Here is a 25563-nt window from a genome sequence, read left to right as displayed (position 1 = left end):
CTCGGCTGCTGCCGGGTCCGGGGGAACTGATGCCAGACTTTCCAGCGCAGTTCGACGTGGTCGTTCTGGACGGCAGCAATGGTTTTCGCCTGATTGGCGGCGGAACCTATGATCATGGCGGCAGCGGCTATTCGGTGGCCGGACTGGGCGACATCAACGGCGACGGTTTCGACGATGTCGCCATCGTAGCCCCCTTCGCGGAAGGCTGGTCGCAATACACCATCGGCACGGTGAATGTCTTCGAGGGCAGGGCTTCGCCTGCGGCTGACATCTATCTGTGGGACGGCGGGCCAAGTTTCATGGGCCGCTATGAGGAGAACTTCGGCCAGCGCGTCGCGGGTCTGGGCGATATCAACGGCGATGGCTTCGCCGATTTCATGATCGAAGGCTCTGGCTCCTACTACCAGATCGATGTGACCGATCCCTATTCCTATGTCTGGGTCGACGTGCCGCATACCTATGTCATCTATGGCGGTGGGGACCACCTGACCGGCGGCACCACCTCCGACTATTCAGGCTTTGCGGCGGCAGGCGATGTGAACGGCGATGGGTTCGCGGATGTCACCGTGGGCACCAGCACGATCGTGTTCGGCAGCGCCACGGGTATTCCCGATGATGTCGCGCCGGCCACGATTGATGCCGCCACGGGCCTGAAGGTGACCGGGGCGACGTTCCGTTCGATCGATGCCGCCGGTGATGTCGATGGCGATGGCTTCGGCGACGTCGTCGCTCGTGACGACAATAACGATGCCTATGTCGTTTTCGGCCGCGCCCTGGGCGGCAGCGTCGATGTCGGGCAGTTGAACGGTGCCGATGGATTCAAGCTGGACCTGCCAGTCGGCGACCTCAGGGCTGTTGTTTCCCTGGGGGACGTCAATGGTGATGGGCTGGACGATGTCGCCCTTGATGCCATGATCCAGGGACCGCAGGCCGTACCAATCATCTACGTCGTCTTTGGCCGGGCGGACGGCGTCGCCAGCGTGGACCCCTCGGCGCTGGACGGCACCAATGGCTTTTCGGTGCTTGGCGGCAACACCCTCGTCGCTGCGGCGGGCGATCTCAATGGTGACACGCTGGCCGACCTGATCGTCAGTGGACGATATGTGATTTTCGGCCGTTCCGACGCCATCCCCGCCAGTGTAAATGTCGGCGCGCTGAACGGCAGCAATGGGTTTGAAGTCATCGCGGCGGGTCTTCACAACCTTCAGGGTGCGGGCGATGTGAATGGCGATGGCATCGGCGATCTCGCGGCCGGTACCCCTGGAACGCCGACCCTCTCGATCCGAGCTGGACGCCGGGGGTTACGCACATCATCTTCGGCCAGGTCGGACCGGCGCAGAATTGGACAGGCTCGGCCAGCGATGATTTCCACGTCGGCAGCGGTGTGGATGACGTCCTCGACGGCGCCGGCGGCAAGGATCACCTGCGCGGCGTGGGCGGCAACGACCTGCTGACCGGCGGGCCGGGCGGTGACATCCTGGATGGCGGCGAGGGTGATGACACCGTCAGCTTCGCCGGGTCCACGCGCGGCGTGGTCGCCGATCTGGTGGCCGGCACGGCCACGGGGCCGGGCCTGGGCAACGACACGCTCATCAGCATCGAGAACATCATCGGCACGGCCGGGGCCGACGATTTGAGCGGCACCGACGGCGACAACCGCATCGACGGCGGCCTGGGTGCCGACCGCATGGCGGGCCGCCTGGGCAACGATACCTATGTCGTCGACGACGCGGGCGATGTGGTGGTCGAGGCGCCGGGCGCCGGCACCGACACGGTCGAGACGACCCTGGCCGCCTACAAGCTGGGCAACGACGTGGAAAACCTCGTCTATGTCGGCACCGGCAATTTCATCGGCACCGGCAGTGTGGGCGTAAACCTCCTGGTCGGTGGGGACGGCGACGACACGCTGAACGGCGGCTTCCGCCACGACACGCTGCGGGGCGGCCTGGGCAACGATACCTATATCGTCGACGAGGACACGGTGGAGGAGGCGGCCGATGCCGGCTACGACACCGTGGAGGCCACCTACGACATCGTCCTGGGCGACAATCTCGAAGCGCTGCTGTTCCGCGGCACGCGTGCCAACGTCGGCACCGGCAACGCCCTCGACAATGTGATGACCGACAACGGCGCCGCCGGCGAGTTGAACGGCGAGGCGGGCAATGACCAGTTGTTCGGCCGCGCCGGCAACGACATCATGCGGGCGGGCACCGGCAACGACCTGCTGGACGGCGGCACCGGCGACGACTTCATGCGCGGCAGCGAGGGCGACGATACCTATATCGTCGATACCCTCGGCGATGTCGTCACCGAAGCCCATGGCGATGGCTACGACACGGTGCGAAGCGCGGTCTCCTTCACCCTGTCGGGCGGGTTCGAGGAACTGATCATCACCACCCGCAGCGCCGCCAACGGCACCGGAAATAACCTAGAGAATTACATCCAGGGCGGCGGTGGGGCCAATGTGTTGCAGGGCCTCACCGGGGATGATCACCTGGTAGGTGGTAGCGGGAATGACACGCTGGACGGCGGCACCGGCATCGACTGGATGACGGGCGGTGCCGGCAACGATAGCTACGTCGTCGACAATGCGTCGGATGTGGTTGACGAGGGCAGCTTTGCCGGTGGCCCGGTTTCCGGCTCGGGCAACGACACTGTCCAGACGACGCTTCAGGCCTATTCGCTTTCGGCCGTTTACGGAAGCGCGAGCGGCACGCCGGGAACCTCGACCAACGATATCGAAAACCTGGTCCTGCTCGGCACCCGCAACAGCACCGCCACCGGCAATGCGCTCAACAACCACCTGACCGGCAATGTCGGCAACAATACGCTGACCGGCCTGGGCGGGGCGGATACGCTGACCGGCGGCGTGGGGCGCGACACCTTCGTCTTCGGCGCCGGCTTCGGCAAGGACACGATCACCGATTTCGAGGCCGATGACGTCATCCGTTTCCAGGACGGCCTCTTCGCCGGCTTCGCCGATATCATGGCCCATGCCGTGCAGTCGGACACCGCGGTGGTGATTACTTGGAGCGCCGGCAACAAACTCACCTTGGCCGATACGCTGCTGGGTGATCTTCAGTCGGACGATTTCTTGTTCGCGTAACCTCGAAGAACTCGGCGCGCCCTTTGAAACCCTCGTCATCCCGGCCTTGAGCCGGGATCTTGCGACGGTTCAAGCACCGAGAACACCGACGCCAAGATCCCGGATCTGCGCTTCGCTCCGTCCGGGATGACGATGTGGGAAGGGGGCTATGCCTCGCCGAACACCCGCCTGAAGATCGTATCGACATGCTTGGTGTGGTAGCCGAGGTCGAACAGGCTCTCGAGCTTCGCGTCCGACAGGGCGTCGGTCACCTTGGGGTCGGCCTTCAGGAAATCGAGGAAGGCGCCCTCGCCGCGCCACACTCGCATGGCGTTCTCCTGGACGATGCGGTAGCTGTCCTCGCGGGAAACGCCCTTCTGGGTCAGCGCCAGGAGGACGCGCTGGGAATGCACCACGCCGCCCAGGCGGTCCAGGTTCTTTTGCATGTTCTCAGGATAGATCACCAGCCCGTCCATCAGGCCGGTCAGGCGCGCCAGGGCGAAATCCAGGTGCACGGTCGCATCGGGGCCGATGCCGCGCTCGACCGACGAGTGGGAAATGTCGCGCTCGTGCCACAGGGCGACGTTTTCCATCGCCGGCACCACGGCGGAGCGCACCAGGCGGGCGAGGCCGGTCAGGTTTTCCGAGAGCACGGGGTTGCGCTTGTGCGGCATGGCCGACGAGCCCTTCTGCCCCTTGGTGAAGGCCTCCTCGGCTTCCAGCACTTCGGTGCGCTGCAAGTGGCGGACCTCGGTCGCCAGGCGCTCGATCGAGGAGGCGACGACGGCCAGGGCGGCGAAGAAGGCGGCATGGCGGTCGCGTGGGATGACCTGGGTCGAGACTGGCTCGACGCTCAGCCCCATCTTTTCCGCGACATAGGCTTCGACGCTGGGGTCGACATTGGCGAAGGTGCCGACCGCGCCGGAAATGGCACAGGTGGCGACTTCCGCCCGCGCCGCGACCAGGCGGGCGCGGCCGCGGGCAAACTCGGCATAGGCCTGGGCCATCTTCAGGCCGAAGGTGATCGGCTCGGCATGAATGCCGTGGCTGCGGCCGATGCAGACCGTGTCCTTGTGCTCGAGGGCCCGGCGCTTGAGCACCGTGAGCAGGGCATCGATATCCTCGATCAGGATGTCGGCGGCACGCGACAGTTGCACGGCGAGGCAGGTATCCAGCACGTCGGACGAGGTCATGCCCTGGTGCATGAAGCGGGCCTCGGGCCCGACATGTTCGGCAACCGAGGTCAGGAAGGCGATGACGTCATGCTTGACCTCGCGCTCGATCTCGTCGATCCGCGCGACGTCGAAGGCGCCGCGTTCCCAGATCGCCTTGGCGGCTTCCGCGGGGACGATGCCCAGCGGCACCATGGCGTCGGCGGCATGGGCCTCGATCTCGAACCAGATGCGGTAGCGCGCCTCCGGGGTCCAGAGATCGGCCATTTTCGCACGGGAATAGCGGGGGATCATGTGTCGGTGCCTGAGAATGAGCTTTTGATCCGCCGTCACTAGCGACAGAGACAGGCCAAGGCAAGCAGGACATGAGCGGCCTGCGCCAGACGGATGACGGTGGAGGCCGCCGGTTCAAGCTGATAGCCTTGCCTGATGCCGACACTGATCCCCAAGACGCCGGTCCAACAGCGCGTCCTCGCCAACTTTCAGCAGCAGAATTTCCTCGGCCTGATTGGCGCCGAACTGACCCTGGTCGAGCCGGGGCGGGTGGTGATCGAAATGCCCTTCGATCCCAAGTTGACCCAGCAGCATCAGGCACTTCACGCCGGGGTGACCTCGACCATCGCCGATACCGCCGCCGGCTATGCCGCGCTGACCACCATGCCCGAAGGGGCGGACGTCATGACCATCGAATTCAAGGTCAACCTGATGGCGCCGGGCCGCGGCGTGCGGTTCAAGGCCGATGCCAGGGCCGTGCGTACCGGGCGCACGGTGACCGTGGTCGAGGCGCGGGTCTCGGCCCTGCAGGAAAGCGGCATCTGGGTCGAGACCGCCAGTTTCCTGGGCACCATGATCTGCCTGATGCCGAAGTAGGGCCGAGCCCTACAGTTTCCGCCGCAGGGTCAGGGCGGTGAGGGCCACGATCAGCAGCATGGCGGTGGCCTGCGTCAGCCCGATCCACCAGGGGGTGCCCTCGAACCAGCCAGTGGGCAGGTCCGGTTGGGCCCGGGCCGCGGTGGCGCCCAGGAAGGTGGCGAGGGTGGCGAGGGTGGCGAGAGCCGGAACCATTCTGGTCATGGCGGCCTCCAACAGTGATGAACGCTCAATCATGAACGCGGCGGCCATGGGCCGGCATTGATCTGGATCAGCGCTGGCCGGCGGTCGGCGCCAGTGCGACGTCTTCCCCGGCACCGGATTGATCCGCCTCCAAGCGCAGGCGGGCAGGCAGCCAGATCAATGCCGCCGGCACCTCGATGGCATCGGGCCGCATCGCAAGGTCGACCAGGGTGCCGTCGAAATCGAGAAAGAAGGCGGCGCGATCGGGTGGAGGCAGTAACCGTTCGAGATCGCCCGTCACGCCGCGTCCCCCGCCGGCTGGCCCAACCGGACGGATGGGGGCGGGACGAGGGCGATGGCTCTTGGACGATGGGCATGGCTGCCTCCATTCGATCAGGTGCAGGGCTGGTACGACGTACCCCCTGCGGCAACGCTTCAGCCCCGACCTGGGGTCCGCCGGGCGCGCTGCACGCTGGAATGGGACCGGGTCACAATCCCGGCCGATGAGCGGGCCAGTCTGGCCCAACCGAGCGGCGATTGCAAAGCGGTAGGAAAATCAATGAGTTAGAGTGGAGTGGACGTGGCAGACGCCGCCGCCACTCCCCTCCGCCCGCTTGCGGGGGGAGGGGCTGGGGGAGGTGGGTCGGGCCGCCTCGAGATGCCGGTATTTTGTCCCCTCGACCTCCTCACCCAACCCTCTCCTCCCGCGGAGGAGAGGGCTTTGTGCGGCGCCGATTCAGTTAAAGCAGCCCCAGGCTCTTGAAGCTGGCGTGGCCCTGGCGGCCGATTACCAGGTGGTCGTGCAGGGCGATTCCCACGGTCTTGAGGGCGGCGGCAAGGTCCTTGGTCATCTCGATGTCGGCGCGGCTGGGGCTGGGGTCGCCCGAGGGGTGGTTGTGGACCAGGATCACGGCCGAGGCGACATGGTCGAGCGCCCGCTTCACCACCTCGCGGATGTAGAGCGGCGCCTGGTCGACCGTGCCCTTGCCGTGAACCTCGTCGGCCATCAGGACATTCTTGCGGTCGAGATAGAGGACGTAGACCTCTTCGCGCGCCTCGCGCGCCAGGCGGGCCTTGCAATAGTCAAGCAGGGCGGTCCAGGACGAGATCACCGGCCGCTTGGCGACGTCGGCCTTCAGCAGGCGCAGGGCGGCCTCCTGCACCACTTTCAGCGCGGTCGGGGCGATCTCGCCCATGCCGTCCATGGCCTCGATCTGGTCCAGCGGCGCCGCGATCACCCCGGCGAAGGAGCCGAAGCGGGCAATCAGGTCCTTGGCCAGGGGCTTCACGTCCCGGCGCGGGATCGCCAGGGAGAGCAGGATTTCCAGGATCTCGTAATCCGGCATGCCCTGGCCGCCGGCCTCCCGGAACCGGGCGCGCAGGCGCGCCCGGTGGCCGTGGTAGTGCGGAACCTCCGCCGGCTCAGACGGCATAGGGCGGCTTGGTCAGGCCGGCCGGGGAAGTGGTGAAGATTTCGACGCCGGTGTCGGTCACGCCCACCGAATGCTCGAACTGGGCCGAGAGCGAGCGGTCGCGCGTTACCGCAGTCCAGCCGTCGGCCATCATGCGCACGTCGGGCTTGCCGATGTTGATCATCGGCTCGACCGTGAAGAACATGCCGGCCTCAAGCATCGGGCCCGAGCCGGGCCGGCCGTAGTGCAGCACGTTGGGGGCATCGTGGAACACGCGGCCCAGGCCGTGGCCGCAGAAGTCGCGCACCACCGACAGGCCGAAGCCCTCGGCATGTTTCTGGATCGCCGCACCGATGTCGCCGAAGGTGGCGCCGGGGCGGATCACCTCGATGCCCTTCATCATGGAATCATAGGTGACGTCGATCAGGCGGCGCGCCTTCACCGGCAGGTCGCCGACCGGATAGGTGCGGTTGGTGTCGCCGTGCCAGCCGTTCAGGATCACGGTCACGTCGATATTCAGGATATCGCCGTCCTTCAGGCTCTTCTCGCCCGGGATGCCGTGGCAGATGACATGGTTCACCGAGGTGCAGATCGAGCGGGGGAAGCCGCGATACTGATAGGGCGCCGGCCAGGCGCCATGGTCGAGAATGAATTCCCGCGCCACATCGTCCAGCTTGGCGGTCAGCGCGCCGGGCTTCACCAGGGGCGTGAGCATGTCCAGGCATTCGGCGGCAAGCCTGCCCGCCGCCCGCATGCCGTCGAAATCGGCCGCGCCGTGGATCTTGATCTTCTCCGTCCGGCGATTCACATAGGCGTCGACTTCTTCCATCACCGGCGCCTGCGCTGTCCTGTTCATTGGTGTTCCAGGGATAGGGTCATTCCAGGGATATGGGTATGGGGTGGCCCAGCGCAATGCCGTCCAGCCCGACACTGCAAACATAGCACAGCGCCTCGACGCCGCGCGCCATGGCTTTTTTGAATGCCAGGGCATAGGCCGGGTCGATATCGGCGGCCAGGGCAAGGCGGTCGCAGTCGGTCCGCTGCACCAGGTAGAGCATGACGGCCCGCCGGCCTGCCGCCGCCGCGTCGCCCAACTCCTCCAGGTGCTTGGTGCCCCTGGCGGTGACGCTGTCGGGGAATTCGGCCAGGCCCGGGCGGCGGCTCAAGGTCACGTTCTTGACCTCGACCAGGCAATCCGGGCGCCCGCGACTGTCCGACAGCAACAGGTCGATGCGGCTGTTGCGGCCATAGGCCACTTCCCGGGCGTGGCGGTCATAGCCGGCGAGGGCCGCGATCTGCCCGGCCGCCAGCGCCTCGGCGACGAGGGCGTTGGGCAGGCTGGTGTCGAGGCCGACCAGGCCGCCGTCGATCTCCACCAGCCGCCACGACCAGCGCAGCTTGCGCGCAGGGTTTTTGGCGGCGGCCAGCCAGACCCGGGCGCCCGGCGGGCACAGGCCCATCATCGAACCGGGATTGGCGCAATGCGCCACCACGACCTCGCTTGTGCCATCCAGGATGACGTCGGCGAGGAAGCGCTTGTAACGACGGACCAGGCGCGCGGGGACCAGTGGACTCTCAAACTTCAACGAGGCAGACCATCCCAAAAATGCGTCATCCCGGACGAAGCGCAGCGCAGATCCGGGATCTTGCGACCAGTGTTTCCGATGCATAAGCGTCACAAGATCCCGGCTCAAGGCCGGGATGACGAGTTTTCAAAAGGCGAGCCCTACTTGACGCCCATTCCGGCCAGCAGCTTGGCCAGCACGGGCTTGGTGAATTGGTTGTCGGTGCCGGCCACCGCGACGATGGCGGTGCCGCGTTCAGGCAGGCAGTAGATCGCGGCTAGTATATCGGGATCGGCCGTGCCGAAGACCGAGAGCGGCGATTCCGGCAGAGCCTTCAGGCCGGCGTCCGAGATGGCTTTCTTGCCCGCCGCCTTGCACTGGTCGAGCGTGGTGCCCGCCGCCAGCGGGGCCTCGTTCATGCTGAGGCCGGTGGCCCAGGCGGGTGCGGCGGCGAACAGGAAAGCGGCGGCGGCCCAAAGGGCGAATGTCTTCTGGCGCAACATGGTTTCCCCCTGACGTTGCGGCGGGAACCATAGCACGTCCGCCGACGCTCAAAAATGAGCTTGCGCACAGCAGCGATCGTATTCCGTGGTGTCGTGGGCGCAGAAGATCGCGATTTCCTTGCCCTTGGTGCGGTTGAGCTGGCGCAGGCGTTCCTGGTTGCGCTTGCGGGTCGCGCTGATCGTGTCGGTCACGCGCTGGAAGAAGCGCAGGCCCGGCGGCGTGTAGGCTTCCTCCGCGACCGAGCCATGGAAGAAATAGGCATCGCCCGCATGCAGCAGCCAGCCCTCGGGTGTGTTAACGGCGACGCCGCAGTGGCCCGCGGTGTGGCCGTGCAGCGGGACCAGCAGGACCTCGGCATCGCTGTACACCAGGGCGCGCACGCCATCGAAGCCGAACCATGTCTCGCCGGTGGCATCGTAGAGCTGCCAGTCCGGGCCGTGGGCCCATTGGCCGGGGATGTAGCGGCTCTTGGCCTGGATCGACTTGCGCGCCATGGCCGCCTCGTGCTCGCGGGCATGGACATGCACCTTGGCCTTGGGGAAATCGCCCAGGCCCCCGGCGTGATCCAGGTCCATATGGGTCAGCACGATGTGGCGGACATCGTCGGCGGAAAAGCCCAGGGCCTTCACCTGGGCGACGGCCGTCTCGGCCGGGTCCAGCTTTGCGCCCAGAACCTTCACGAAAGCGCCGCCCAAGCGCTTGGGATCGGCAATGTCGCCGGTGCCGATGCCGGTATCGACCAGCACCAGCCCGTCATCGGTCTCGATCAGCAGGACGTGGCAGACCATGCGTGCCCGCTCGAACAGGCCGCCGGTGCCGCGGATCAGCTTGGCCCCGATCGGGCACATGGTGGCGGCATTGAGGTGATGGACACGCATCGTCGGCTTTCCCCCGCAGTCGGTGCCGGGATGATAGCCGGCTTCACCCGCCGAGCGACTGGGCTTTGCGCAGAACCGGGAACAGGCGCATCCACAACAGGGCCACCAGGACGGTGCCGACGCCGCCGACGATGCCGGCCGGGACCGCGCCGATCAGGCCGGCCACCATGCCGGATTCGAACTCGCCCAATTGGTTCGAGGTGCCGATGAACAGGGAATTGACCGCGTTCACCCGGCCGCGCATCTCGTCCGGGGTCGAGAGTTGCACCAGTGAGTTGCGAATCACCACGCTGACATTGTCGGCCGCCCCCAGCACGAACAGGGCGGCGATCGACAGGGCGAGATTCTGTGAGGCCGAGAACACGATGGTGGCAAGGCCGAAGACGATGACCGAGGCGAACATCTTGGCGCCCACCTGATCGCCCAGGGGTACCCGCACCAGCGCGAAGGACATGGCCAGCGCACCCACCGCCGGGGCGGAGCGCAGCAGGCCCAGGCCCCAGGGGCCGGTGTGGAGGATATCGCTGGCAAAGATCGGCAGCAGGGCGGTGACGCCGCCCAGCAGGACCGCAAACAGGTCCAGCGAGATGGTGCCCAGTACCAGGGGCTGGTTGCGGATGAAGGTAACCCCTGAGAAGACCGAGCGCAGGGTAACCGGCTCGCGCCGGGGCGGGGTGCGCTCCAGCCGCAGGGCGGCCATGGACAGGCTGGCGCCCAGGAACAGCAGGGCCGAGAGGGCCATCGGCACCTCGACCCCGGCGGCATAGAGCAGGCCGCCCAGCGACGGGCCGACGATGGTCGCCGTCTGCATCGCCGACGACGACACCGCCAGCGCCTTGGGCAGCAGGGCGGCGGGCATCAGGCCCGGCAGCAGGGCGGAATTGGTCGGGTGCTCGAAGGCGCGCGCCGCGCCGATCGCGGCAAGCCCGGCGAAAATGCCGGTGACGCCCAGCCAGCCGCCCCATTCGCCCAGCAGCAGCAGGGCCATGGTCAGGGCCTCCACCAGTTGGCAGACGAAGACGATGCGCCGCCGGTCGAAGCGGTCGGCGACATGGCCGACGACGAAGGTCAGGGTGACCATGGGCAGGAACTGGAACAGCCCGGCCAGGCCCAATTGGTAGGCGCTGCCGGTCTTCTCGTAGACCAGCCAGCCGATCGTTACGGAAGCGATCTGGAAGGCAAGGGAGGAGAGGACGCGCGAGGTCCAGAACAGCCTGAACGACCGGTGCCTGAGCAGGCGATCGGATTCGATGGGAATATCGGCCACGGTGGACGGGAACCTCGCGCAGGGCGTCGCGACGCTAGCACGGGTCCGCCATCCCTTGAATCCGTCCGCTGCTCAAGGCCCCATGCGCCTGTGCCGGGGCTCAGGCCGTCTTCTGCCGGGCCTCCTGGCCGAAGGAGGAGAGGCCCAGCGCGCCCTCGGGCAGTTTTATCTCGCCGGCTTCCAGCTTGCGGCGCAGGTAATTGAAGGTCTGTGCGGTCTGGGCGAACAGGTGCTCGCCGGCGCTCAGGCCCACCCGCATCGGCTGGCCGTCCTTCACGAAGCGGGGCAGCGGCGCCACATGGGTGTGATAGTCGACATTGAAGAACAGGGGGAAGGAATAGCGCTCCTCCTTCACCTTGCGCACCCGGTGCGAGGTCGCCACGAATTCGCCGTTGGTCCAGGTTTCCAGCATGTCGCCGACATTGACGATGAAGGCGCCCGGCACCGGCGGCGCGTCGATCCAGGTTCCCGCGCCGTTCATCACCTCGAGGCCCGGCTTGGTCGCCAGCAGCAGGGTGAAGACCTCGTAATCGGTATGGGCGCCGATCCCCAGGCGGTCCTCCGCCGTGGGGTTGAACGGGTAGTGGACCAGGCGCAACTGGCTGGGCGGCTTGGTCACATGGGCACGGAACACCGCCGGTTCCTCGCCCAGCGCGATCGCAAAGCCGTCGAGCAGGTCGAGGCCCAGCGCGAAGATGGCCTGGTAATAGGCGCTGACCGCCTCGGCGAAGCCGGGCAGGGGCGGCCACTGGTTGGGGCCCAGGAAGGGATTGCCGGCGACATAGTCGGGATCGTCGTGGGCCAAGTCGATCGAGAGGTCATAGGCCTCCTTGATGTCGGCCGGGTTGCCGTAGAAGCCTTCCTCGCCCTCGGGCACATAGCCGCGGTGGTTGGTGGAGTTGCCGATGTAGACCTTCATCTTCTCGGCCAGGGGCAGGGCGAAGAAGCGCTCGCTCGCCCTCAGCAGGCCGTCGATCAGGGCGGGGTCGAGGCCGTGGCCGGTGACATAAAGGAACCCGACTTCACGGGCGGCGGTCCCCAGCGCCTGCGCCACGCGGGCACGGGCGTCGGCATCGCCGGACCGCAGGCCCGCGATGTCGACGATCGGGATATGGGCGAAATCGCCGGGGACGGCCATGCAATTATTCCTCAACAATCGTCATCCCGGCCTTGAGCCGGGATCTCGTGACCAGAAGCCAATCCCCCCGAGATCCCGGATCTGCGCTGCGCTCCGTCCGGGATGACGAGGGAAGTATGGTGTTACAATTTCCCTTCGGCGGCGAGCGCCGTGAAGGTGTCGTCGTAGCGCAGCTTGACGTTCTTGGGATCGCCCAGGATCTTGCCGCCGGGGATTTCGATGCCCACCACGTCAGGGCTCGCGGCACCGTTGCCCAGCAGGCCGTGGTCGAACGAGAATTTCGAGACCAGGGCCAGGCTTTCCGCCAGGGTGGGCGCGCGCAGGGCCTCCAGCGCCGCCTGCGGCGTGTAGTACATGTGCGTGGTGGCAAGCTGGGTCTTGAAGCCCGGCACGTCCGTGCCCGAGGCCTTGGCCATGTATTCCAGGATCTCGGTGCTGGTCGCATCGCCCTTCTGGAGCAGCGCCAGGGTCTCGTACCAGGCGCCGGCCAGCACCTTGCCCAGGGCCGGGTTCTCCTTCAGGGTCGCGGTGTTCACGGTGACGATGTCGAGGATCTCGCCCGGGATCTTCTCCGAGGCGAAGACGGTGGTCGACTCCATCTTCTCGATATCGCTCAGGCCCGGCTTCCAGGCCACCAGCGCCTGCACGTCAGGGGTGGTGAAGGCGGCGACGAAGTCGGCGTCGGAGATGTTGACGGTCTTCACGTCCTGCTCGCTCAGGCCTATCGACTGCAGCGCGCGGGCCAGCAGATAGTGCGAGACCGAAAACTGCACGACATGGACGGTCATGCCCTTGATGTCGGCCAGGGTCTTGCCCTTGCCCTTGATCACCAGGCCGTCGTTGCCGGCGGAATAGTCGCCCAGGATAACCACCGAGGTATCGACGCCGCCGGCGGCGGGGATGGTCAGCGAGTCCATGCTGGCGGCCAGCACGCCGTCGAACTGGCCGGCGGTGTACTGATTCATCGACTCGATGTAGTCGTTGACCTGCACCATTTCGACCTTGATGCCGTACTTGTCGGCCCACTTCTTGACGATGCCCTTCTCCTGGGCATAGGCCCAGGGCATGAAACCGGCATAGATCGTCCAGGCCACCTTGAACTCGGTCCTGGGCGCGGCATGGGCCCAGCCCGGCAGCAGGGTCAGGCTAAACATCAGGGCAACCGCCAGGGCGGCTAGGCGTCGGAACATTTAACGTCTCCTCGTGACAGATCAGCGGGACAGGGCCGTGGCGCGCGGCAGGGTGAAGGCTAGCAAGTCGTCGAAGGCGCCCTGGAGGGTCTCGACCCGCCAAGTCCGCGTCGCGGCGGTGCCATCGGGGGCGGTATCCAGGGTGACGAGGTCTCCCGGCCCGCCCGCCGCCATGGGGTTCAAGTCGGCGCCTTCCCGGAAGGGCAGGCTCGAATGGCGGATGGTCCAGCCGTCGGGGCCGATGTCGCCGAAGGATAGTTCGCAATCGACCAGAGCCCGTGCGGTGTCGAGATCGGCCGCGGCCTCGACCGCGTCGCCCAGGCTGGGCAGGTCGGGCAGGGCCAGCGCCCGGTCGCGGGCATACATGAAGCGTGGGCCCGAGCGCACGATGAAGCCGCGCCGGCCGTCCTGGGTGTTGGCCAGGCGCGCCGCCGCACAGGGCGCCGTGGCGGCGGCGTCGCGGTGCCAATGCTCGATATAGGGCAGGTCGCGGCCTTCCTCGACCAGGGTATCGCCCTCGAACCGCAGGCTCCCGGCGTCGGAATAGACCGCCTGGGGCTGGAAATCGATCAGCCGCTGCCATTCGAAATGGCTGCCATCGAAGACGAGTTCGCCGGCAAAGCCTTCCTGGCCCGCCAGCCAGCGGAGCTGATCGGCATCGAGGTCCGCCAGCCCGGCCACGCCGGCGAAGTCGGGCCGGCCGGCGGCCTGGCGCAGATCGATATAGAAACCGGGCCCCTGGAGCCAGCGCACCGCGGTCGTGGTGTCACGCCGGCCGTCTGGCCAAGCGATCAGCGAGCGCTGCCACAAACCTTTTAGCGATGCGATCGTCGGCACTCTTGGCTCCAGTGTCGGGTCCCCTCACTCAACGATGCTGGGCAATGTTGCATTGCGGTAGGGGGTAGTTGTCAATGGTGGTCATAGATTTGACCTATGACCTTCGACTGCCGCCCCTCCCTTTCCGTTCGGGTTCGAAGCCCTATAATGCGGCGTCATGACCCCATCAACCGACTCGCCCCCCCGGATCTATACGGCCGCCCTTGCGATCATCGGCAACGAGATCCTCTCGGGCCGGACCCAGGATGCCAACCTCAACCACCTGGCCAAGACCTTGAACGGCTGGGGCGTGGAAATGCGCGAGGCGCGGGTGGTGCCGGATATCGAGAGCGAGATCGTCGCCGCCATCAATGCCCTGCGGGCGCGCTACGACTATGTCTTCACCACCGGCGGCATCGGCCCGACCCACGACGACATCACCGCGGATTCGATCGCCAAGGCCTTCGGCCTGCCGCTGGTCGAGCATCCGGCGGCGATCGCCCTGCTGGAACACTACTACCCGCCGGGCGAGCTGACCGTGGTGCGCCGGCGCATGGCCCGGGTGCCCGAGGGCGCCGACCTGATCGAAAACCCGATCTCCAAGGCGCCGGGCTTCAAGATAGAGAATGTCTTCGTGCTGGCCGGCGTGCCCTCGATCATGCGCGCGCAGTTGCAGGGCGCGCGCGCGTTCATTGCCGGCGGGCGCAGCGTGCTGTCGCGCACCGTCTCGGTGCTGGTGGGCGAGAGCAAGATCGCCGAGCTGCTGGAGACGGCGCAGGGGCAGTTCCCCGATGTCGACATGGGCAGCTATCCGTTTTTCAAGCGCAACGCCCTGGGCACCGCCCTGGTGCTGCGCGGCCGCGAGGAGGCCCGGCTCGAGGCGGCCTACGACGTGCTGGTGGGCGCGCTGAGCGCGGCGGGGATCGAAGGGCACCCCGGCGAACTGCCCGATTGAGTGGCCGGCCTGCGACATTCGCGGCTTTTGTGACGGCCGTCGCAACTAGGTGGGGGCGCCTGGGTTATACTGGATCGGTACGGTGCGGCCCGGGGCGGGCGCGCCGGCCGCGCTCAAGGAGATTGACGTGAAGAAAGCTGTCGCCGTCCTCATGACCTTTGCCATGGCAGGCTGTGCCTCGGGCTATCGGCCGGTGATCGACCCGCAGACCTCCAAGGCCCCGCCGGGCTATTACGACCGAGACATCGCCTACTGCCAGAACCTGGCCGACCAGGTGCCGACCGGCAACGAAATGGCCTCGAACGCGCTGGGGGGTGCCGCGCTGGGCGCCATCGCCGGCGGCATCATCGGTTCGTTCTCGGGCAATTTCGGCTCGGGCCTCGCGGCCGGCGCCGGTCTGGGCGCCGCGGGCGGCGCCGCGCGCGGCGGCGTCTCGGCCGAGGCCGAGAAGCGCCGGGTGATCGACAACTGCATGCGCAACCGCGGCTATTCGGTGTTGAGCTGAGGGCTGCGGACAGTATCCAGGCGTGCTAGAAGGCGGACCGGCCGACGGGCGTTCCCCGTTCCGGCTGGCCTCCCGATCCTGGCCCGCTTGGCGGAATTGGTAGACGCAAGCGACTTAAAATCGCTCGACTCATGTCGTGCCGGTTCGATTCCGGCAGCGGGCACCATCGGGAGGAGGGCGCCAATGGAACACAGATCGCTGATCCTGGGATTGATCGGCCTGGGGCTTGCCGCCACCGGCCTCGCCGGCTGCGCCAATCCCCGTGCCGAGGCGGCGGCCCAGGCGCAGACCAGCCTGGTCGGCCTGCGCAAGGCCGATCTCCTGTCGTGCGCCGGGGCGCCGGCGGCGGCCATGCAGGCCAATCCGGGGGAAGAAGTGCTGACCTATGAAAGCCGCAAGGTCAGCGGCTATGCCTCGGGCCCCAGCTTCGGCCTGGGCTTCTTCGGCGGCGGCGGCAATGTCGGCTATGGCCTGGGCCTGCCGCTGGGCGGCAGTTCCTATGTCGACGACGACAATTGCCGGGCCAGCTTCACCATCCGCAACGGCGCGGTGACCCGGATCGTCTACGGCGGCTCGGATGCCAGCTACACCAGCCGTCTGGCCCAGTGCTACCAGATCGTCGAGAACTGCCTGCCGCGCGGTTGAGGGCTGCGAGGCTCCAGACGCAAGGAAGCCCGGCCGGAGGGGGACGGCCGGGCTTCGCGGTACTTTTGGGGCTGCAGGCCGTCGGGGCTTGAGGGGGGAAGACGACCTGCGTGTACCGCGCCTCGTCTGCGAGGCCATGTCTGCCGCCTAGCCATAGGCGACGTATTGGTGGAACGGCCCGGCCGGCAGGAAGTTCCGAAAAAATTGATGACACCTCCGTGACGCGCGCGCCGGTGTGATCCCGCTCACATAGGGGCTCGAGGCATCCGTGCTGTGATCCGCGCCCCAATTATGCCGGGTTTCTGGCATGCTCTGCCGCGTTCGCGGAGGAGCGGGGGCGATTCCGCCAATTGACGAGGGGCATATGAAAAAGGCCTGGACCTTTCTGAAACAGCTTTGGGCCTTGACCGCGCCTTATTTCAAGTCCGAAGAAAAATGGAAGGCTCTCAGCCTTCTGGGTGTCATCATCGGCCTGAACCTGTTCCTGGTCTACCTGACCGTCGTCCAGAATTCCTGGTATCGGCGCTTCTATGATGCGCTGGAACAGCGCGACCAGCCGGCATTCTGGTCCGAAATCCTCTTCTTTTCGGGTCTTGCGGCGATCTTTATCAGCGTCGCGGTGTTGCAGTTGGCACTGAACCTCAAGCTTCAGATCAATTGGCGCGAATGGCTGACCAAGCGCTATCTCGGAGAATGGATGGAGGCGCGGTCCTATTACCGGCTTCAACTGGCTGACTACGGCACCGACAACCCCGACCAACGCATCGCGGAAGACCTGCGCGAGTTCGTGTCGTCGACACTGGGGCTCACCCTTGGCCTGATGAACTCCGTCGTAAGCTTTGTGTCGTTCGCCGGGATCCTCTGGACCCTTTCGGGTAATTTCCCGCTGGGTATCGCCGGCTACGAATTCCAGGTCCCGGGCTCCATGCTCTGGGTTGCAGTCATTTACTGCCTGGTCGGCTCGTTGATCACCCACTTCATCGGGCGTCCTTTGGTCAGTCTCAATTTTCGCCAGGAAAAGGTCGAGGCGAACTTTCGCTATGACCTGGTTCGCTTCCGCGAAAATGCCGAAGGCGTCGCCCTCTATGCAGGCGAGCGCAGCGAACAGAAGCACCTCCTTGGCCGCTTCGGCGACATTCACGACAATTGGAACGCGATCATTCGCCGGCGCATGAAGTTGCAGACGTTCGTTTCCGGCTTCAATCAGGCCGTGGTCGTCTTTCCGTTCCTGATGGGGGTGGGACAGCTTTTCTCGGGCGCCATCCAATTGGGTGGATTGATGCAGATCGTTTCCGCCTTCGGGCGGGTCCAGGACGCCTTGTCCTGGTTTGTAGACGCCTACACCGCGCTTGCGTCATGGACCGCAAATATTCAGCGTCTGACCAGCTTCCGTGCGGCGATCGATCGGGCCAAGGCGCTTTCGGAAGACGTCATTCACGATGCTGCCGATGCCGGCTCGACGGACTTCAAGGTCGAGGATCTCGCCTTGTCGCTGCCTGACGGCACGCCCCTGCTGAACGCTTCGTTCCGGCTGAAAGCCGGGGAGGATGCCTTGATCACAGGCCCGTCGGGTTCGGGCAAGTCGACCTTGTTCCGGGCGATCGCCGGCATCTGGCCCTTTGGCAAGGGGCATATCCATATGCCCGCCTCGCTACCCTCGCAGCGCGTCCTGTTCCTGCCGCAGAAACCCTATGTGCCGGTCGGCACCCTGCGTGCTGCTGTAACCTATCCAGCCCTCGAGGGATCGATCGATGACGCGACCCTTCGTCGGGCCCTGGCCGACGCCAGCCTTTCCGGCCTGGTCGACCAGTTGGACGAGGAGGACAACTGGCAGATGCGCCTGTCGGGCGGTGAACTTCAGCGTTTGGCCGTGGCTCGCGCCCTGGCGCAGAAGCCCCATTGGCTGTTCCTGGACGAGGCCACCTCGGCGATGGACGAAGGGATGGAGCGGGATCTCTACGCGATCCTGAAAGAGCGTCTGCCCGACACCACGATCATCTCGATCGGCCACCGCTCCAGCCTCAAGGCCTTCCACCAGCGTGAGATCAATCTGGCGACCACCGGCGATGGGGTCAGCACCATCGCTGCCGAATAAGCCCGGCCGCGCGCCGCTACAGCCCGCGGGCGGCGGCGCGTTCGGCCAGGGCGACCATTTCGGGGTTGCGCCAGTAGCGGACCTTGGCGATCTCGCCCCGGATGGCCGTGGCGAAGCCGGTGCACATGCGGATCCCGGCCGGGGACAGCGGCGCGGGGTTTTCCAGCCTGGCGGCCATGATGACCTGGGTGTGGCGGCTGGTCGGTTGCAGGTCGGCGGCGATCGAGCGGCCGACGGCCTGGGCCAGATCCTCGATCCGTTCCAGATGGGCAAAGCGGTCGGCGAGATTGTCGTCGGCCTCGCCGTCCAGCCGGGTCGCCCGGTGGACAGCGAATTCGATGTCGGAGGCGGCCCGGTCGCGCCAGGTCGTGAACTGGCCGATGGGCAGGCCGGTCGGCAGCAGGGCGGCGCGCAGGCGGGCGATCAGGGTGACGATGAGGCGGACGTCGTCATCGTCGATCGCGGCGTCGTGGCGATGGTTCAGCGCCGCCGAAAACCGGTGGGCGACACGTTCGAAAGCGGTGCGGGCCAGGGCGGCGGCACAGTCCATCACCGCGTCGCGCAGCACCGGCATCAGGGCCGGGGCATCGACCAGGCCGGCCCGCCGGATGGCGCCGACTTCTGCCTCGAGGTGCTGGGTCAGGGTGATCAGCCGGGTGCGGATGGCGTCGCTGAGGCTCAGCGGCAGATCCTCGCGCCGCTCCTGTGGCGCGGCCACCGCCAGGGTCTGGGCGAAGGCGCGCAGGTGATTGGCGAAGTGGGCGACCAGGGCGCCGCCGACGCGGCCGTTGCCCCGCTCGCCCCGCCGGCGCAGGTAAGCCGCGACCCCGGCATAGGCGGACAGGCGGTTGAGCGCGGCCAGGGGCAGCGCCTCGGCCGCGGCCGCGGGCAGGCCGGCGGCCTTCAGGGCGCCGGCGATCTCGCTGGTGCCGGCGGCCAGCGCCGCACCGACGGTCTCGCTATCGGCACTGGTCTTCAGCCGCGGCAGATAGCCAGCCAGGGCCGGGGTGAGGACCGGCGCCGCCATCAGGGCCTCGATGAAATCGGCCAGCAGGCCGAGGCCCATCGGCGGCAAGGGGCCGGCATCGATCGGCGCGATCCGGGCATGCTCGCGGTCGCGCAGGTTATTGGCCGCTTCCAGGAATTTCTCGCCCAGGTGCCGGTCGGCCAGGATACGGCCCAGGCTTTCGATCGTCGCCAGGCGCAGGCGCTCGCGCACGGCCACCGCCGCCGGCTCGGCCATCGCCGCATCGATCAACTGGTTCTGGCACAGGCGGTCGAGGGTCTGGGTGACCTCCAGCGCCAGGTCCGGGAAGGCGCGGCGCGCCAGGGCCTGCCAGATGCCGCCGATGTCGGCCCGCGAAAAGGCGTAGGCGACGTGGGCTTGGTCTTCCGCGCCCAGGGTCTCGCCGACCAGCATGGACTCGACCAGGCTGGTGAACAGGCGGCGCGCGCGCTGCGGCCGCAGGCGGTTCAGGCGGTCGACCAGCGCCCGGCGGATGGGCGCCACCTTGCTCTCGGCCTCCCCCTCCTGGGGCAGGCCGGCCAGCAATTGGGCCGCCTTGTCGGGCGCCAGGGAATCGGCAAGGGACGTCGCCTTGGCGATCGGGTCTTCCGGCTGATCCCTGGTGTTTCCGCTCATGATCGCAAGTATTTAGAGGGATTGGTTAACGTCTGGTTCCCGTGTCATGCTAGGCTCGAAGGCCATTCGAGCCGTCAAATCCTCGGGGGAGGGCTTCCATGAGATCCGGTAATCCGACGCTGCGTGAAACCACTTTTACCAATGCCGCCACGAAGGCCGTGGCCGCCGGCATGGGCGCCGTGCCCGCAGTGCCGAGGCGATGAGCCTGAACGGCACCGTCAACAAGACCGGCATCCTGCTGCTCGCGGTGATCGCGCCGGCGGTCTACGTCTGGTACGCCTTCGCCAACGCGATCGCGATCCAGGACGAGGCGCGCATCGGCCTGCTGACCGGCACCATGATCGGTGCGGCCATTGTGGGCCTGGTGGTCGGCCTTGTCACCAGCTTCAAGCCGACCTGGGCCGGCGTTAGCGCGCCGATCTACGCCGTTGCCGAAGGCATCTTCCTGGGCGGCATCTCGCTGCTGTTTGAACTGCAATATCCCGGCATCGTGCTGCAGGCGGTGATGCTGACCATCGGCGTCTTCGGCGTGCTGCTGTTCTGCTACCGCTCGGGCCTGATCAAGGCGACCGAGAATTTCAAGCTGATGGTGGTCTCGGCCACCGGTGCCATCGCCCTGGTCTATCTCGTCAACATCGTGATGATGATGTTCGGCACCCGCATCCCCATGATCCATGAGGGCGGCACCATGGGCATCATCTTCAGCCTGATCGTGGTCGCCATCGCCGCGCTCAACCTGGTGCTCGATTTCGATTTCATCGAAAAGGGCGTCGAGGTCGGCGCGCCCAAGTACATGGAATGGTACGCCGCCTTCGGCCTGCTGGTGACCCTGGTCTGGCTGTACCTGGAGATCCTGCGCCTGCTGGCGAAGATGCGTTCCAGCAATTGAGCGGGGCGGGGCATTGAGCGTTTCGATCGTCAAGCTGGGCCTGTGCAACGGCCCCGGCGAGGAAGGTGCGCCGGCGCACGTCCTCGCCGGGTCGCCGGCCACCCGCCTGTGGAACGAACATGCCGACAAGACCGGCAAGTTCTTTGCCGGCATCTGGACCTCGACCGTCGGCAGTTGGACGGTCGACTACAGCGAGGAAGAGGTCTGCACCATCCTCGAAGGCCGGGTCCGCCTGGCCGCGCAGGACGGCACCGCCCAGGAATTCGGCCCGGGCGACAGTTTCGTCATCCCCAGCGGTTTCAAGGGCACCTGGGCCACGATCGAGCCGGTGAAGAAGGTCTATACGATCTACGAACCGTAGCTCGTCATCCCGGACAAGCGCAGCGCAGATCCGGGATCTCGGGACCAGTATTCTCGGCGCCTGACCATCACAAGATCCCGGCTCTGCGGCCGGGATGACGATGTATGGGACTCACCGATCCAACGTCTTGTGCAGGTTGACGAAGGCCTGGGCGAACATCGGGTAGATCAACTGCTGGATCAGCCAGCCGGTGAAGGGCAGGCGGCCGTCGAAGGTGACGGTGTATTCCAACCTCGTGCCCTCGACCACGTCGGAGAAGCGCATGATGCCGACATGGTTCTTGATCGGGCCGCCGCCGATCACCCGGTATTCATAGCGCTCGTAGGGCGCAAACACCGTGACCTGCTCGACCACCGGCGGAAAGGGGCCCATCTTCACGTGCCGGATCGAGCCCAGCCCGTCGGGCCAGTCGGGATCGGTGGAGGGCCTGGCATTGGTGCTCTTGCCGGGGAACATGGCGCCCATGCTCTCGTGCCCGGCACACAGGCGGAAGACCGCCTCGCGCGGGGCCTTGAAGACATGATCGAAATGCATCGCGTTGCGCGCCATTGCCGTCCCCGGTCGGTTTCCGGCTAAAGTTACGGGGCGGGCAGGGCTGTCGCCTCTGCCAAACGGACGAGGTGCCAATCCCCATGGCAAGTGCGCGACCATGAAAGTCTCGCTCGGCGCAGCACTGGCGCTGGCGTCGGCCGCGCTGTTCGGTGCCAGCACGCCGGCGGCCAAGCTGCTGCTGGGCGATGGCCTCGACCCCTGGCTGCTGGCGGGGCTGCTCTACCTGGGCGCCGGGCTGGGCCTGGGCGCCGTGGCCGGGGTTCGGCACCTCTCCGGCCGGGCCGCGGGCGAGGCACCGCTGGCGTGGCGGGACCTGCCGTGGCTGGGTCTCGTCTGCCTGGCGGGCGGGGTGATCGGGCCGCTGTTGCTCATGCTGGGGCTCGCCCGCATCTCGGCCTCGAGTGCCGCCCTGCTGCTCAATCTCGAAGGTGTCGCGACGCTGGCCATCGCCTGGGTCGTGTTCAGGGAGAATGTCGACCGCCGCCTGGTGCTGGGCGCGGCCGCGATCCTGGGCGGGGCGGTGCTGCTGTCCTGGCGCGACGGGCCGGTCGATGCCGGCCTGGGCGCGCTGCTGGTTGCCGGCGCCTGCCTGGCCTGGGGCATCGACAACAACCTCACCCGCAAGCTCTCCGCCTCGGACCCGGTGCAGATCGTGGCGGTGAAGGGCCTGGTCGCCGGCGGCGTCAACCTGGCCCTGGCTTTGACCGCGGGGCCGGGCTGCCGTCCCCCGGCCTGATCGCCGGCGCCGGCCTGGTCGGGCTGTTCGGCTATGGTGTAAGTTTGGTCCTGTTCGTGCTGGCGCTGCGCCATCTGGGCACGGCCCGGACCGGGGCCTATTTCTCGACCGCCCCGTTCCTGGGGACGCTGCTGGCCCTATGGTTGTTCGACGAAGCGGTGACCTTGCCGTTCGTGGCTGCCGCCGCGCTGATGGCGATCGGCCTCTATCTCCATCTGGCGGAGCGCCACGAGCACGATCACGCCCACGAACCGCTGGCGCATGCGCATCGCCACAGCCATGACGCCCATCACCAGCACGACCACGCCGCCGACGATCCGCCGGGCGAGCCGCACAGCCATCATCACCAGCACCGGCCGCTGGTCCACCGGCACCCGCATTATCCCGATCTGCACCATCGCCACGGCCATATCGGCCACCGCTGACGGTCAGCCCCGCAGGTGGCTCCTGACGGCGTCGAACACGCGCTCGAACATCGGCGCGGTCAGGCGGCCGGTATTGGTGTTGTAACGCGAGCAGTGATAGCTGTCGAACAGGGTGACCGTGTCCAGGCAGTGAACGGCGCCGTGGCCGAAGCCGGCGGCGGATGCCTTGTGGCCCAGCGCGCTCAAGGTCGCGCCATGGGCGACACGGCCCAGGGCGACGATGGCGCGCAGGTCGGCCATCGCCGCGATCTCGCGCGCCAGATGGGGGCGGCAGGCAGCGATCTCGCTGCCCGTCGGCTTGTTGCCCGGCGGCAGGCAGCGCACCGCATTGGTTACCCGGCAACCCTCCAGCGCCAGGTCGTCGTCGCCGTCGGCCGCATAGGTGCCGGTGGCAAAGCCTGCCTTGCGCAGGGTGGCATAGAGGAAGCCGCCCGCATCGTCACCGGTGAAGGGCCGGCCGGTGCGGTTGGCGCCCTTGAGGCCGGGGGCGAGGCCGACCACCAGCACCCGGGCCTCGATCGGCCCGAAGGCGGCGACGGGGGCGTTGTGCCAGCCGGGCTGGTCATGGCGCAACTGGCGGCGCAAGGCCGCCAGCCGGGGGCACAGCGGGCAGTTTGCCGGCGGCTCGACGCCCTTGGTCAGCGGCGGCCCACCAGGCCGGGCGGCAGGGCGTTGCCGGTGTCGTCCTCGGCGATCATGATGCGCTCGCGCTGGTTCTGCTCGCGGATCGCCGGGTCGCGCATGATCGAGGGGGCAAGATCGGTCAGTTCGAGGAAACTGTCGGCCTGGCGGCGCAATTCGTCGGCGATCATCGGCGGGCTGGAGCGCACGGTCGAGACCACGGTGACGCGCACGCCGCGCATCTGCATCGCCTCGACCACGCGGCGATAGCCGCCGTCGCCCGAGAACAGCACGGCATGATCCAGCCGGGGGCTCAGGTCCAGCATGTCGCAGGCCAGTTCGATGTCCATGCTGCCCTTGATCCGCCGGCGCCCCTGGGCATCGGTGAATTCCTTGGCCGGCTTGGTGACGACCATATAGCCGTTGTAGTCCAGCCAATCGACCAGCGGCCGGATCGGCGAATATTCCTCGCCCTCCAGCAGGGCGGTGTAGTAGTAGGCGCGCACCAGGTGGCCGCGCTTGCCGAACTCGGTCAGCAGGCGGCGGTAGTCGATGTCGAAGCCCAGGTTACGAGCCGCCGAAAACAGGTTGGCGCCGTCGATGAACAGCGCCAGGCGCTCGTCAGCATAGAAAGTCATGAGTGAAATGGTCCTTGGAAAAATGGTCGCGCGATCAAATCCAGCCATGTTGCATGACTGTTTCACTATTCTAGGTCAAGTGTCCCAGCCTGAGAAGACGGCGTGTCCATGATCCTGGTCGGGCTGGGCGCCAATCTCCCCGATGCCCAGGGCCGCGGCCCGCGCGAGACCGTGACCGCGGCGATCGCGGCCCTGGCCGCGGCCCCGGCCTGCACCTGGTCGCCACCTCGCGGCTGTGGGAAAGCGCGCCGGTCCCGGTCTCGGACCAGCCCTGGTTCGTGAACGCCGTGGCCCGGGTCGAGACCAGCCTTTCGCCGCAAGCCCTGCTCGAGCGCCTGCACGCGATCGAGGCCGGCTTCGGCCGGGTCCGCCGCATCCGCTGGGAGGCGCGCGTCCTCGACCTCGACCTGCTGGCTTACGGCGACCTGGCCTGCGGCGGCGAGCAACTGGCCGGTCTCACCTTGCCCCACCCGCGCATCGCCGAACGCGCCTTCGTCCTGCGCCCCCTGTCGGACATCGCCCCCGCCTGGCGCCACCCGGTCACCGGCGAAGACCTCGCCACCATGGTGGCGCGGCTCGATGCGACGCAGGTGTGCCGGCCGGTCGCGGATTAACCCGCCTTGCGCTTGCCTTCCCGCACATAGATCGTCTTCGAGCGGCCGTCAGGGTTGGGGCGCTGGTCCAGCTCGAACAGGCCGATCGCCGGGACCAGTTCGCCCAGGCGCTTGTAGCCGTAGTTGCGGGGGTCGAATTCCGGGGCCTGCTTGCCGATGAAGCTGCCGATGGCGCCCAGGGGCGCCCAGCCGTCGTCGCCCGCGGTGGCATTCAGGGCTTCGCGGAACAGGTGTACCAGCTTGGCGTCGCGCTTCAGGGCGGCGGCCACCTTGGCCGGGGCGGGCGGTTCCTCGTCGGGTTCGGGCGCGCGCAGGACTTCGACGAAGATGAATTTGTCGCAGGCAGCGACCAGCGAGGCCGGTGTCTTGCGCTCGCCGAAGCCGTAGACGGTCTGGCCTGCTTCGCGCAGGCGCGAGGCCAGGCGGGTGAAGTCGCTGTCGCTGGAAATCAGGCAGAAACCGTCGAAGCGGCCGGTATAGAGCAGGTCCATGGCATCGATGATCAAGGCGCTGTCGGTCGCGTTCTTGCCGACGGTATAGCGGAACTGCTGCATCGGCTGGATCGCGTGCTGGATCAGGACATCCTTCCAGCCCTTCAGGTTGGGCTGGGTCCAGTCGCCGTAGATGCGCTTGACGCTGGCGACACCATATTTGGCGATTTCCGCCAGCAGCGCCTCGGCCAGGGAAGGCTGGGCATTGTCGGCGTCGATCAGGACCGCCAGTTTGGCCTGCTGGATGCTCATGGGATGGGTCCTGGTGCCTGCTTCAAAGGACAATCCTACCCCCGCAAGATACGCAGGGGCGA

At 67.0% G+C, this 25563-nt stretch carries 29 protein-coding genes, 1 tRNA gene and 1 pseudogene; 14 read left to right on the top strand and 17 right to left on the bottom strand.

What is annotated here, in order from left to right; translation table 11 throughout:
- The first annotated feature begins 29 nt into the window (after nt 1-29).
- Together D3874_RS14275 and D3874_RS14270 are read left to right on the top strand one after the other, a co-directional pair.
- Nucleotides 30-1454 carry an integrin alpha gene (locus tag D3874_RS14275; RefSeq protein WP_119778675.1) on the top strand — a complete coding sequence of 475 codons (1425 nt, stop codon included), beginning with the start codon at nt 30-32 and terminating at the stop codon, nt 1452-1454.
- A complete protein-coding gene (locus tag D3874_RS14270; protein ID WP_119778674.1) occupies nt 1385-3106 on the top strand; it encodes a calcium-binding protein in 1722 nt (573 codons plus the stop codon). Before D3874_RS14275 ends, D3874_RS14270 begins: the two co-directional genes overlap by 70 nt.
- 146 nt (nt 3107-3252) lie before the next feature.
- Here D3874_RS14270 and purB read toward each other — a convergent pair whose 3' ends face one another.
- Entirely contained in the window at nt 3253-4551 is a 1299-nt protein-coding gene (purB, locus tag D3874_RS14265) for an adenylosuccinate lyase (protein ID WP_119778673.1), read from the bottom strand.
- Nucleotides 4552-4686: 135 nt separating this feature from the next.
- Between purB and D3874_RS14260 the strand changes: the two genes are divergently transcribed.
- Entirely contained in the window at nt 4687-5127 is a 441-nt protein-coding gene (locus D3874_RS14260) for a PaaI family thioesterase (RefSeq protein WP_119778672.1), read from the top strand.
- Nucleotides 5128-5136: 9 nt separating this feature from the next.
- Here the strand turns inward: D3874_RS14260 and D3874_RS14255 are convergent, their stop codons facing one another.
- The 11 genes from D3874_RS14255 to D3874_RS14205 form a co-directional block, all read right to left on the bottom strand.
- The gene (locus tag D3874_RS14255; RefSeq protein WP_147385670.1) at nt 5137-5331 is read right to left on the bottom strand and encodes a hypothetical protein; all 195 of its coding nucleotides are present in this window, start codon (nt 5329-5331) and stop codon (nt 5137-5139) included.
- 67 nt (nt 5332-5398) lie between these two features.
- Entirely contained in the window at nt 5399-5611 is a 213-nt protein-coding gene (locus tag D3874_RS29300; RefSeq protein WP_199699066.1) for a hypothetical protein, read from the bottom strand.
- A 439-nt stretch (nt 5612-6050) separates the two neighbouring features.
- Nucleotides 6051-6743, bottom strand: a complete 693-nt coding sequence (radC, locus tag D3874_RS14245) for a RadC family protein (RefSeq protein WP_119778670.1) — start codon at nt 6741-6743, stop codon at nt 6051-6053.
- Nucleotides 6733-7551 carry a type I methionyl aminopeptidase gene (gene map, locus D3874_RS14240; protein ID WP_119778669.1) on the bottom strand — a complete coding sequence of 273 codons (819 nt, stop codon included), beginning with the start codon at nt 7549-7551 and terminating at the stop codon, nt 6733-6735. The genes radC and map overlap by 11 nt, the downstream gene beginning before the upstream one ends.
- A 46-nt stretch (nt 7552-7597) precedes the next feature.
- A complete protein-coding gene (sfsA, locus tag D3874_RS14235) occupies nt 7598-8308 on the bottom strand; it encodes a DNA/RNA nuclease SfsA (RefSeq protein WP_119778668.1) in 711 nt (236 codons plus the stop codon).
- A gap of 140 nt (nt 8309-8448) precedes the next feature.
- Nucleotides 8449-8790 carry a hypothetical protein gene (locus D3874_RS14230; protein WP_119778667.1) on the bottom strand — a complete coding sequence of 114 codons (342 nt, stop codon included), beginning with the start codon at nt 8788-8790 and terminating at the stop codon, nt 8449-8451.
- A gap of 48 nt (nt 8791-8838) precedes the next feature.
- Nucleotides 8839-9669, bottom strand: coding sequence for an MBL fold metallo-hydrolase (locus D3874_RS14225; RefSeq protein ID WP_119778666.1), 831 nt, complete (start codon nt 9667-9669; stop codon nt 8839-8841).
- 43 nt (nt 9670-9712) lie between these two features.
- Complete coding sequence (locus D3874_RS14220) at nt 9713-10936, bottom strand: MFS transporter (protein WP_233559947.1); 1224 nt, start codon at nt 10934-10936, stop codon at nt 9713-9715.
- A 100-nt stretch (nt 10937-11036) separates the two neighbouring features.
- Nucleotides 11037-12074, bottom strand: coding sequence for an isopenicillin N synthase family dioxygenase (locus D3874_RS14215; protein WP_119778665.1), 1038 nt, complete (start codon nt 12072-12074; stop codon nt 11037-11039).
- A gap of 122 nt (nt 12075-12196) precedes the next feature.
- The gene (locus D3874_RS14210; RefSeq protein ID WP_119778664.1) at nt 12197-13264 is read right to left on the bottom strand and encodes a putative urea ABC transporter substrate-binding protein; all 1068 of its coding nucleotides are present in this window, start codon (nt 13262-13264) and stop codon (nt 12197-12199) included.
- 21 nt (nt 13265-13285) lie between these two features.
- A complete protein-coding gene (locus tag D3874_RS14205) occupies nt 13286-14101 on the bottom strand; it encodes a hypothetical protein (RefSeq protein ID WP_147385669.1) in 816 nt (271 codons plus the stop codon).
- A gap of 157 nt (nt 14102-14258) precedes the next feature.
- Between D3874_RS14205 and D3874_RS14200 the strand changes: the two genes are divergently transcribed.
- The 5 genes from D3874_RS14200 (at nt 14259) to D3874_RS14180 (ending at nt 18280) form a co-directional block, all read left to right on the top strand.
- A complete protein-coding gene (locus tag D3874_RS14200) occupies nt 14259-15035 on the top strand; it encodes a competence/damage-inducible protein A (protein WP_119778662.1) in 777 nt (258 codons plus the stop codon).
- A gap of 127 nt (nt 15036-15162) precedes the next feature.
- A complete protein-coding gene (locus D3874_RS14195; RefSeq protein WP_147385668.1) occupies nt 15163-15540 on the top strand; it encodes a hypothetical protein in 378 nt (125 codons plus the stop codon).
- A gap of 81 nt (nt 15541-15621) precedes the next feature.
- A tRNA-Leu gene (locus D3874_RS14190) sits at nt 15622-15706 on the top strand.
- A gap of 17 nt (nt 15707-15723) precedes the next feature.
- Nucleotides 15724-16185: a hypothetical protein gene (locus D3874_RS14185; protein WP_119778660.1), complete on the top strand. Its 462-nt coding sequence runs from the start codon at nt 15724-15726 to the stop codon at nt 16183-16185.
- 364 nt (nt 16186-16549) lie between these two features.
- The gene (locus D3874_RS14180) at nt 16550-18280 is read left to right on the top strand and encodes an ABC transporter ATP-binding protein/permease (protein WP_119778659.1); all 1731 of its coding nucleotides are present in this window, start codon (nt 16550-16552) and stop codon (nt 18278-18280) included.
- A 16-nt stretch (nt 18281-18296) separates the two neighbouring features.
- Here the strand turns inward: D3874_RS14180 and D3874_RS14175 are convergent, their stop codons facing one another.
- Nucleotides 18297-19922 (bottom strand): hypothetical protein, encoded by a 1626-nt coding sequence (locus D3874_RS14175; protein ID WP_119778658.1) that lies wholly within the window; start codon nt 19920-19922, stop codon nt 18297-18299.
- Nucleotides 19923-20109: 187 nt separating this feature from the next.
- Between D3874_RS14175 and D3874_RS14170 the strand changes: the two are divergent.
- Together D3874_RS14170 and D3874_RS14165 are read left to right on the top strand one after the other, a co-directional pair.
- A pseudogene (locus tag D3874_RS14170) lies at nt 20110-20811 on the top strand (Bax inhibitor-1/YccA family protein); the annotation flags it as partial.
- Nucleotides 20812-20824: 13 nt separating this feature from the next.
- The gene (locus D3874_RS14165; protein ID WP_199699064.1) at nt 20825-21172 is read left to right on the top strand and encodes a cupin domain-containing protein; all 348 of its coding nucleotides are present in this window, start codon (nt 20825-20827) and stop codon (nt 21170-21172) included.
- Between the two features lie 111 nt (nt 21173-21283).
- On the opposite strand, the gene D3874_RS14160 is transcribed toward D3874_RS14165, so the two are convergent.
- Complete coding sequence (locus D3874_RS14160) at nt 21284-21721, bottom strand: SRPBCC family protein (RefSeq protein ID WP_158596029.1); 438 nt, start codon at nt 21719-21721, stop codon at nt 21284-21286.
- 100 nt (nt 21722-21821) lie between these two features.
- Between D3874_RS14160 and D3874_RS32455 the strand changes: the two genes are divergently transcribed.
- Together D3874_RS32455 and D3874_RS32450 are read left to right on the top strand one after the other, a co-directional pair.
- Nucleotides 21822-22460, top strand: coding sequence for a DMT family transporter (locus D3874_RS32455; RefSeq protein ID WP_456306414.1), 639 nt, complete (start codon nt 21822-21824; stop codon nt 22458-22460).
- A gap of 44 nt (nt 22461-22504) precedes the next feature.
- Entirely contained in the window at nt 22505-22885 is a 381-nt protein-coding gene (locus D3874_RS32450; protein ID WP_456306413.1) for a hypothetical protein, read from the top strand.
- Nucleotides 22886-22888: 3 nt separating this feature from the next.
- Here the strand turns inward: D3874_RS32450 and D3874_RS14150 are convergent, their stop codons facing one another.
- Nucleotides 22889-23470 carry a uracil-DNA glycosylase gene (locus D3874_RS14150; RefSeq protein ID WP_233559946.1) on the bottom strand — a complete coding sequence of 194 codons (582 nt, stop codon included), beginning with the start codon at nt 23468-23470 and terminating at the stop codon, nt 22889-22891.
- A 53-nt stretch (nt 23471-23523) separates the two neighbouring features.
- A complete protein-coding gene (locus D3874_RS14145; protein ID WP_119778656.1) occupies nt 23524-24144 on the bottom strand; it encodes a LabA-like NYN domain-containing protein in 621 nt (206 codons plus the stop codon).
- A gap of 102 nt (nt 24145-24246) precedes the next feature.
- On the opposite strand from D3874_RS14145, the gene D3874_RS30370 reads away from it, so the two are divergent.
- Both D3874_RS30370 and folK read left to right on the top strand, forming a co-directional pair.
- Nucleotides 24247-24426: a hypothetical protein gene (locus D3874_RS30370; RefSeq protein ID WP_233559945.1), complete on the top strand. Its 180-nt coding sequence runs from the start codon at nt 24247-24249 to the stop codon at nt 24424-24426.
- Nucleotides 24354-24758: a 2-amino-4-hydroxy-6-hydroxymethyldihydropteridine diphosphokinase gene (gene folK / locus D3874_RS14140; RefSeq protein ID WP_338016753.1), complete on the top strand. Its 405-nt coding sequence runs from the start codon at nt 24354-24356 to the stop codon at nt 24756-24758. The genes D3874_RS30370 and folK overlap by 73 nt, the downstream gene beginning before the upstream one ends.
- On the opposite strand, the gene D3874_RS14135 is transcribed toward folK, so the two are convergent.
- Nucleotides 24755-25501, bottom strand: a complete 747-nt coding sequence (locus D3874_RS14135; RefSeq protein ID WP_119778655.1) for an NYN domain-containing protein — start codon at nt 25499-25501, stop codon at nt 24755-24757. The two genes, folK and D3874_RS14135, sit on opposite strands and share 4 nt — an antisense overlap.
- Between the last annotated feature and the right edge of the window lie 62 nt (nt 25502-25563).

Source organism: Oleomonas cavernae, assembly GCF_003590945.1.
Lineage (GTDB): Bacteria > Pseudomonadota > Alphaproteobacteria > Zavarziniales > Zavarziniaceae > Zavarzinia > Zavarzinia cavernae.
The sequence above is the reverse complement of the archived record's forward strand: the minus strand, read 5'-3'. Positions and strand labels throughout refer to the sequence as shown.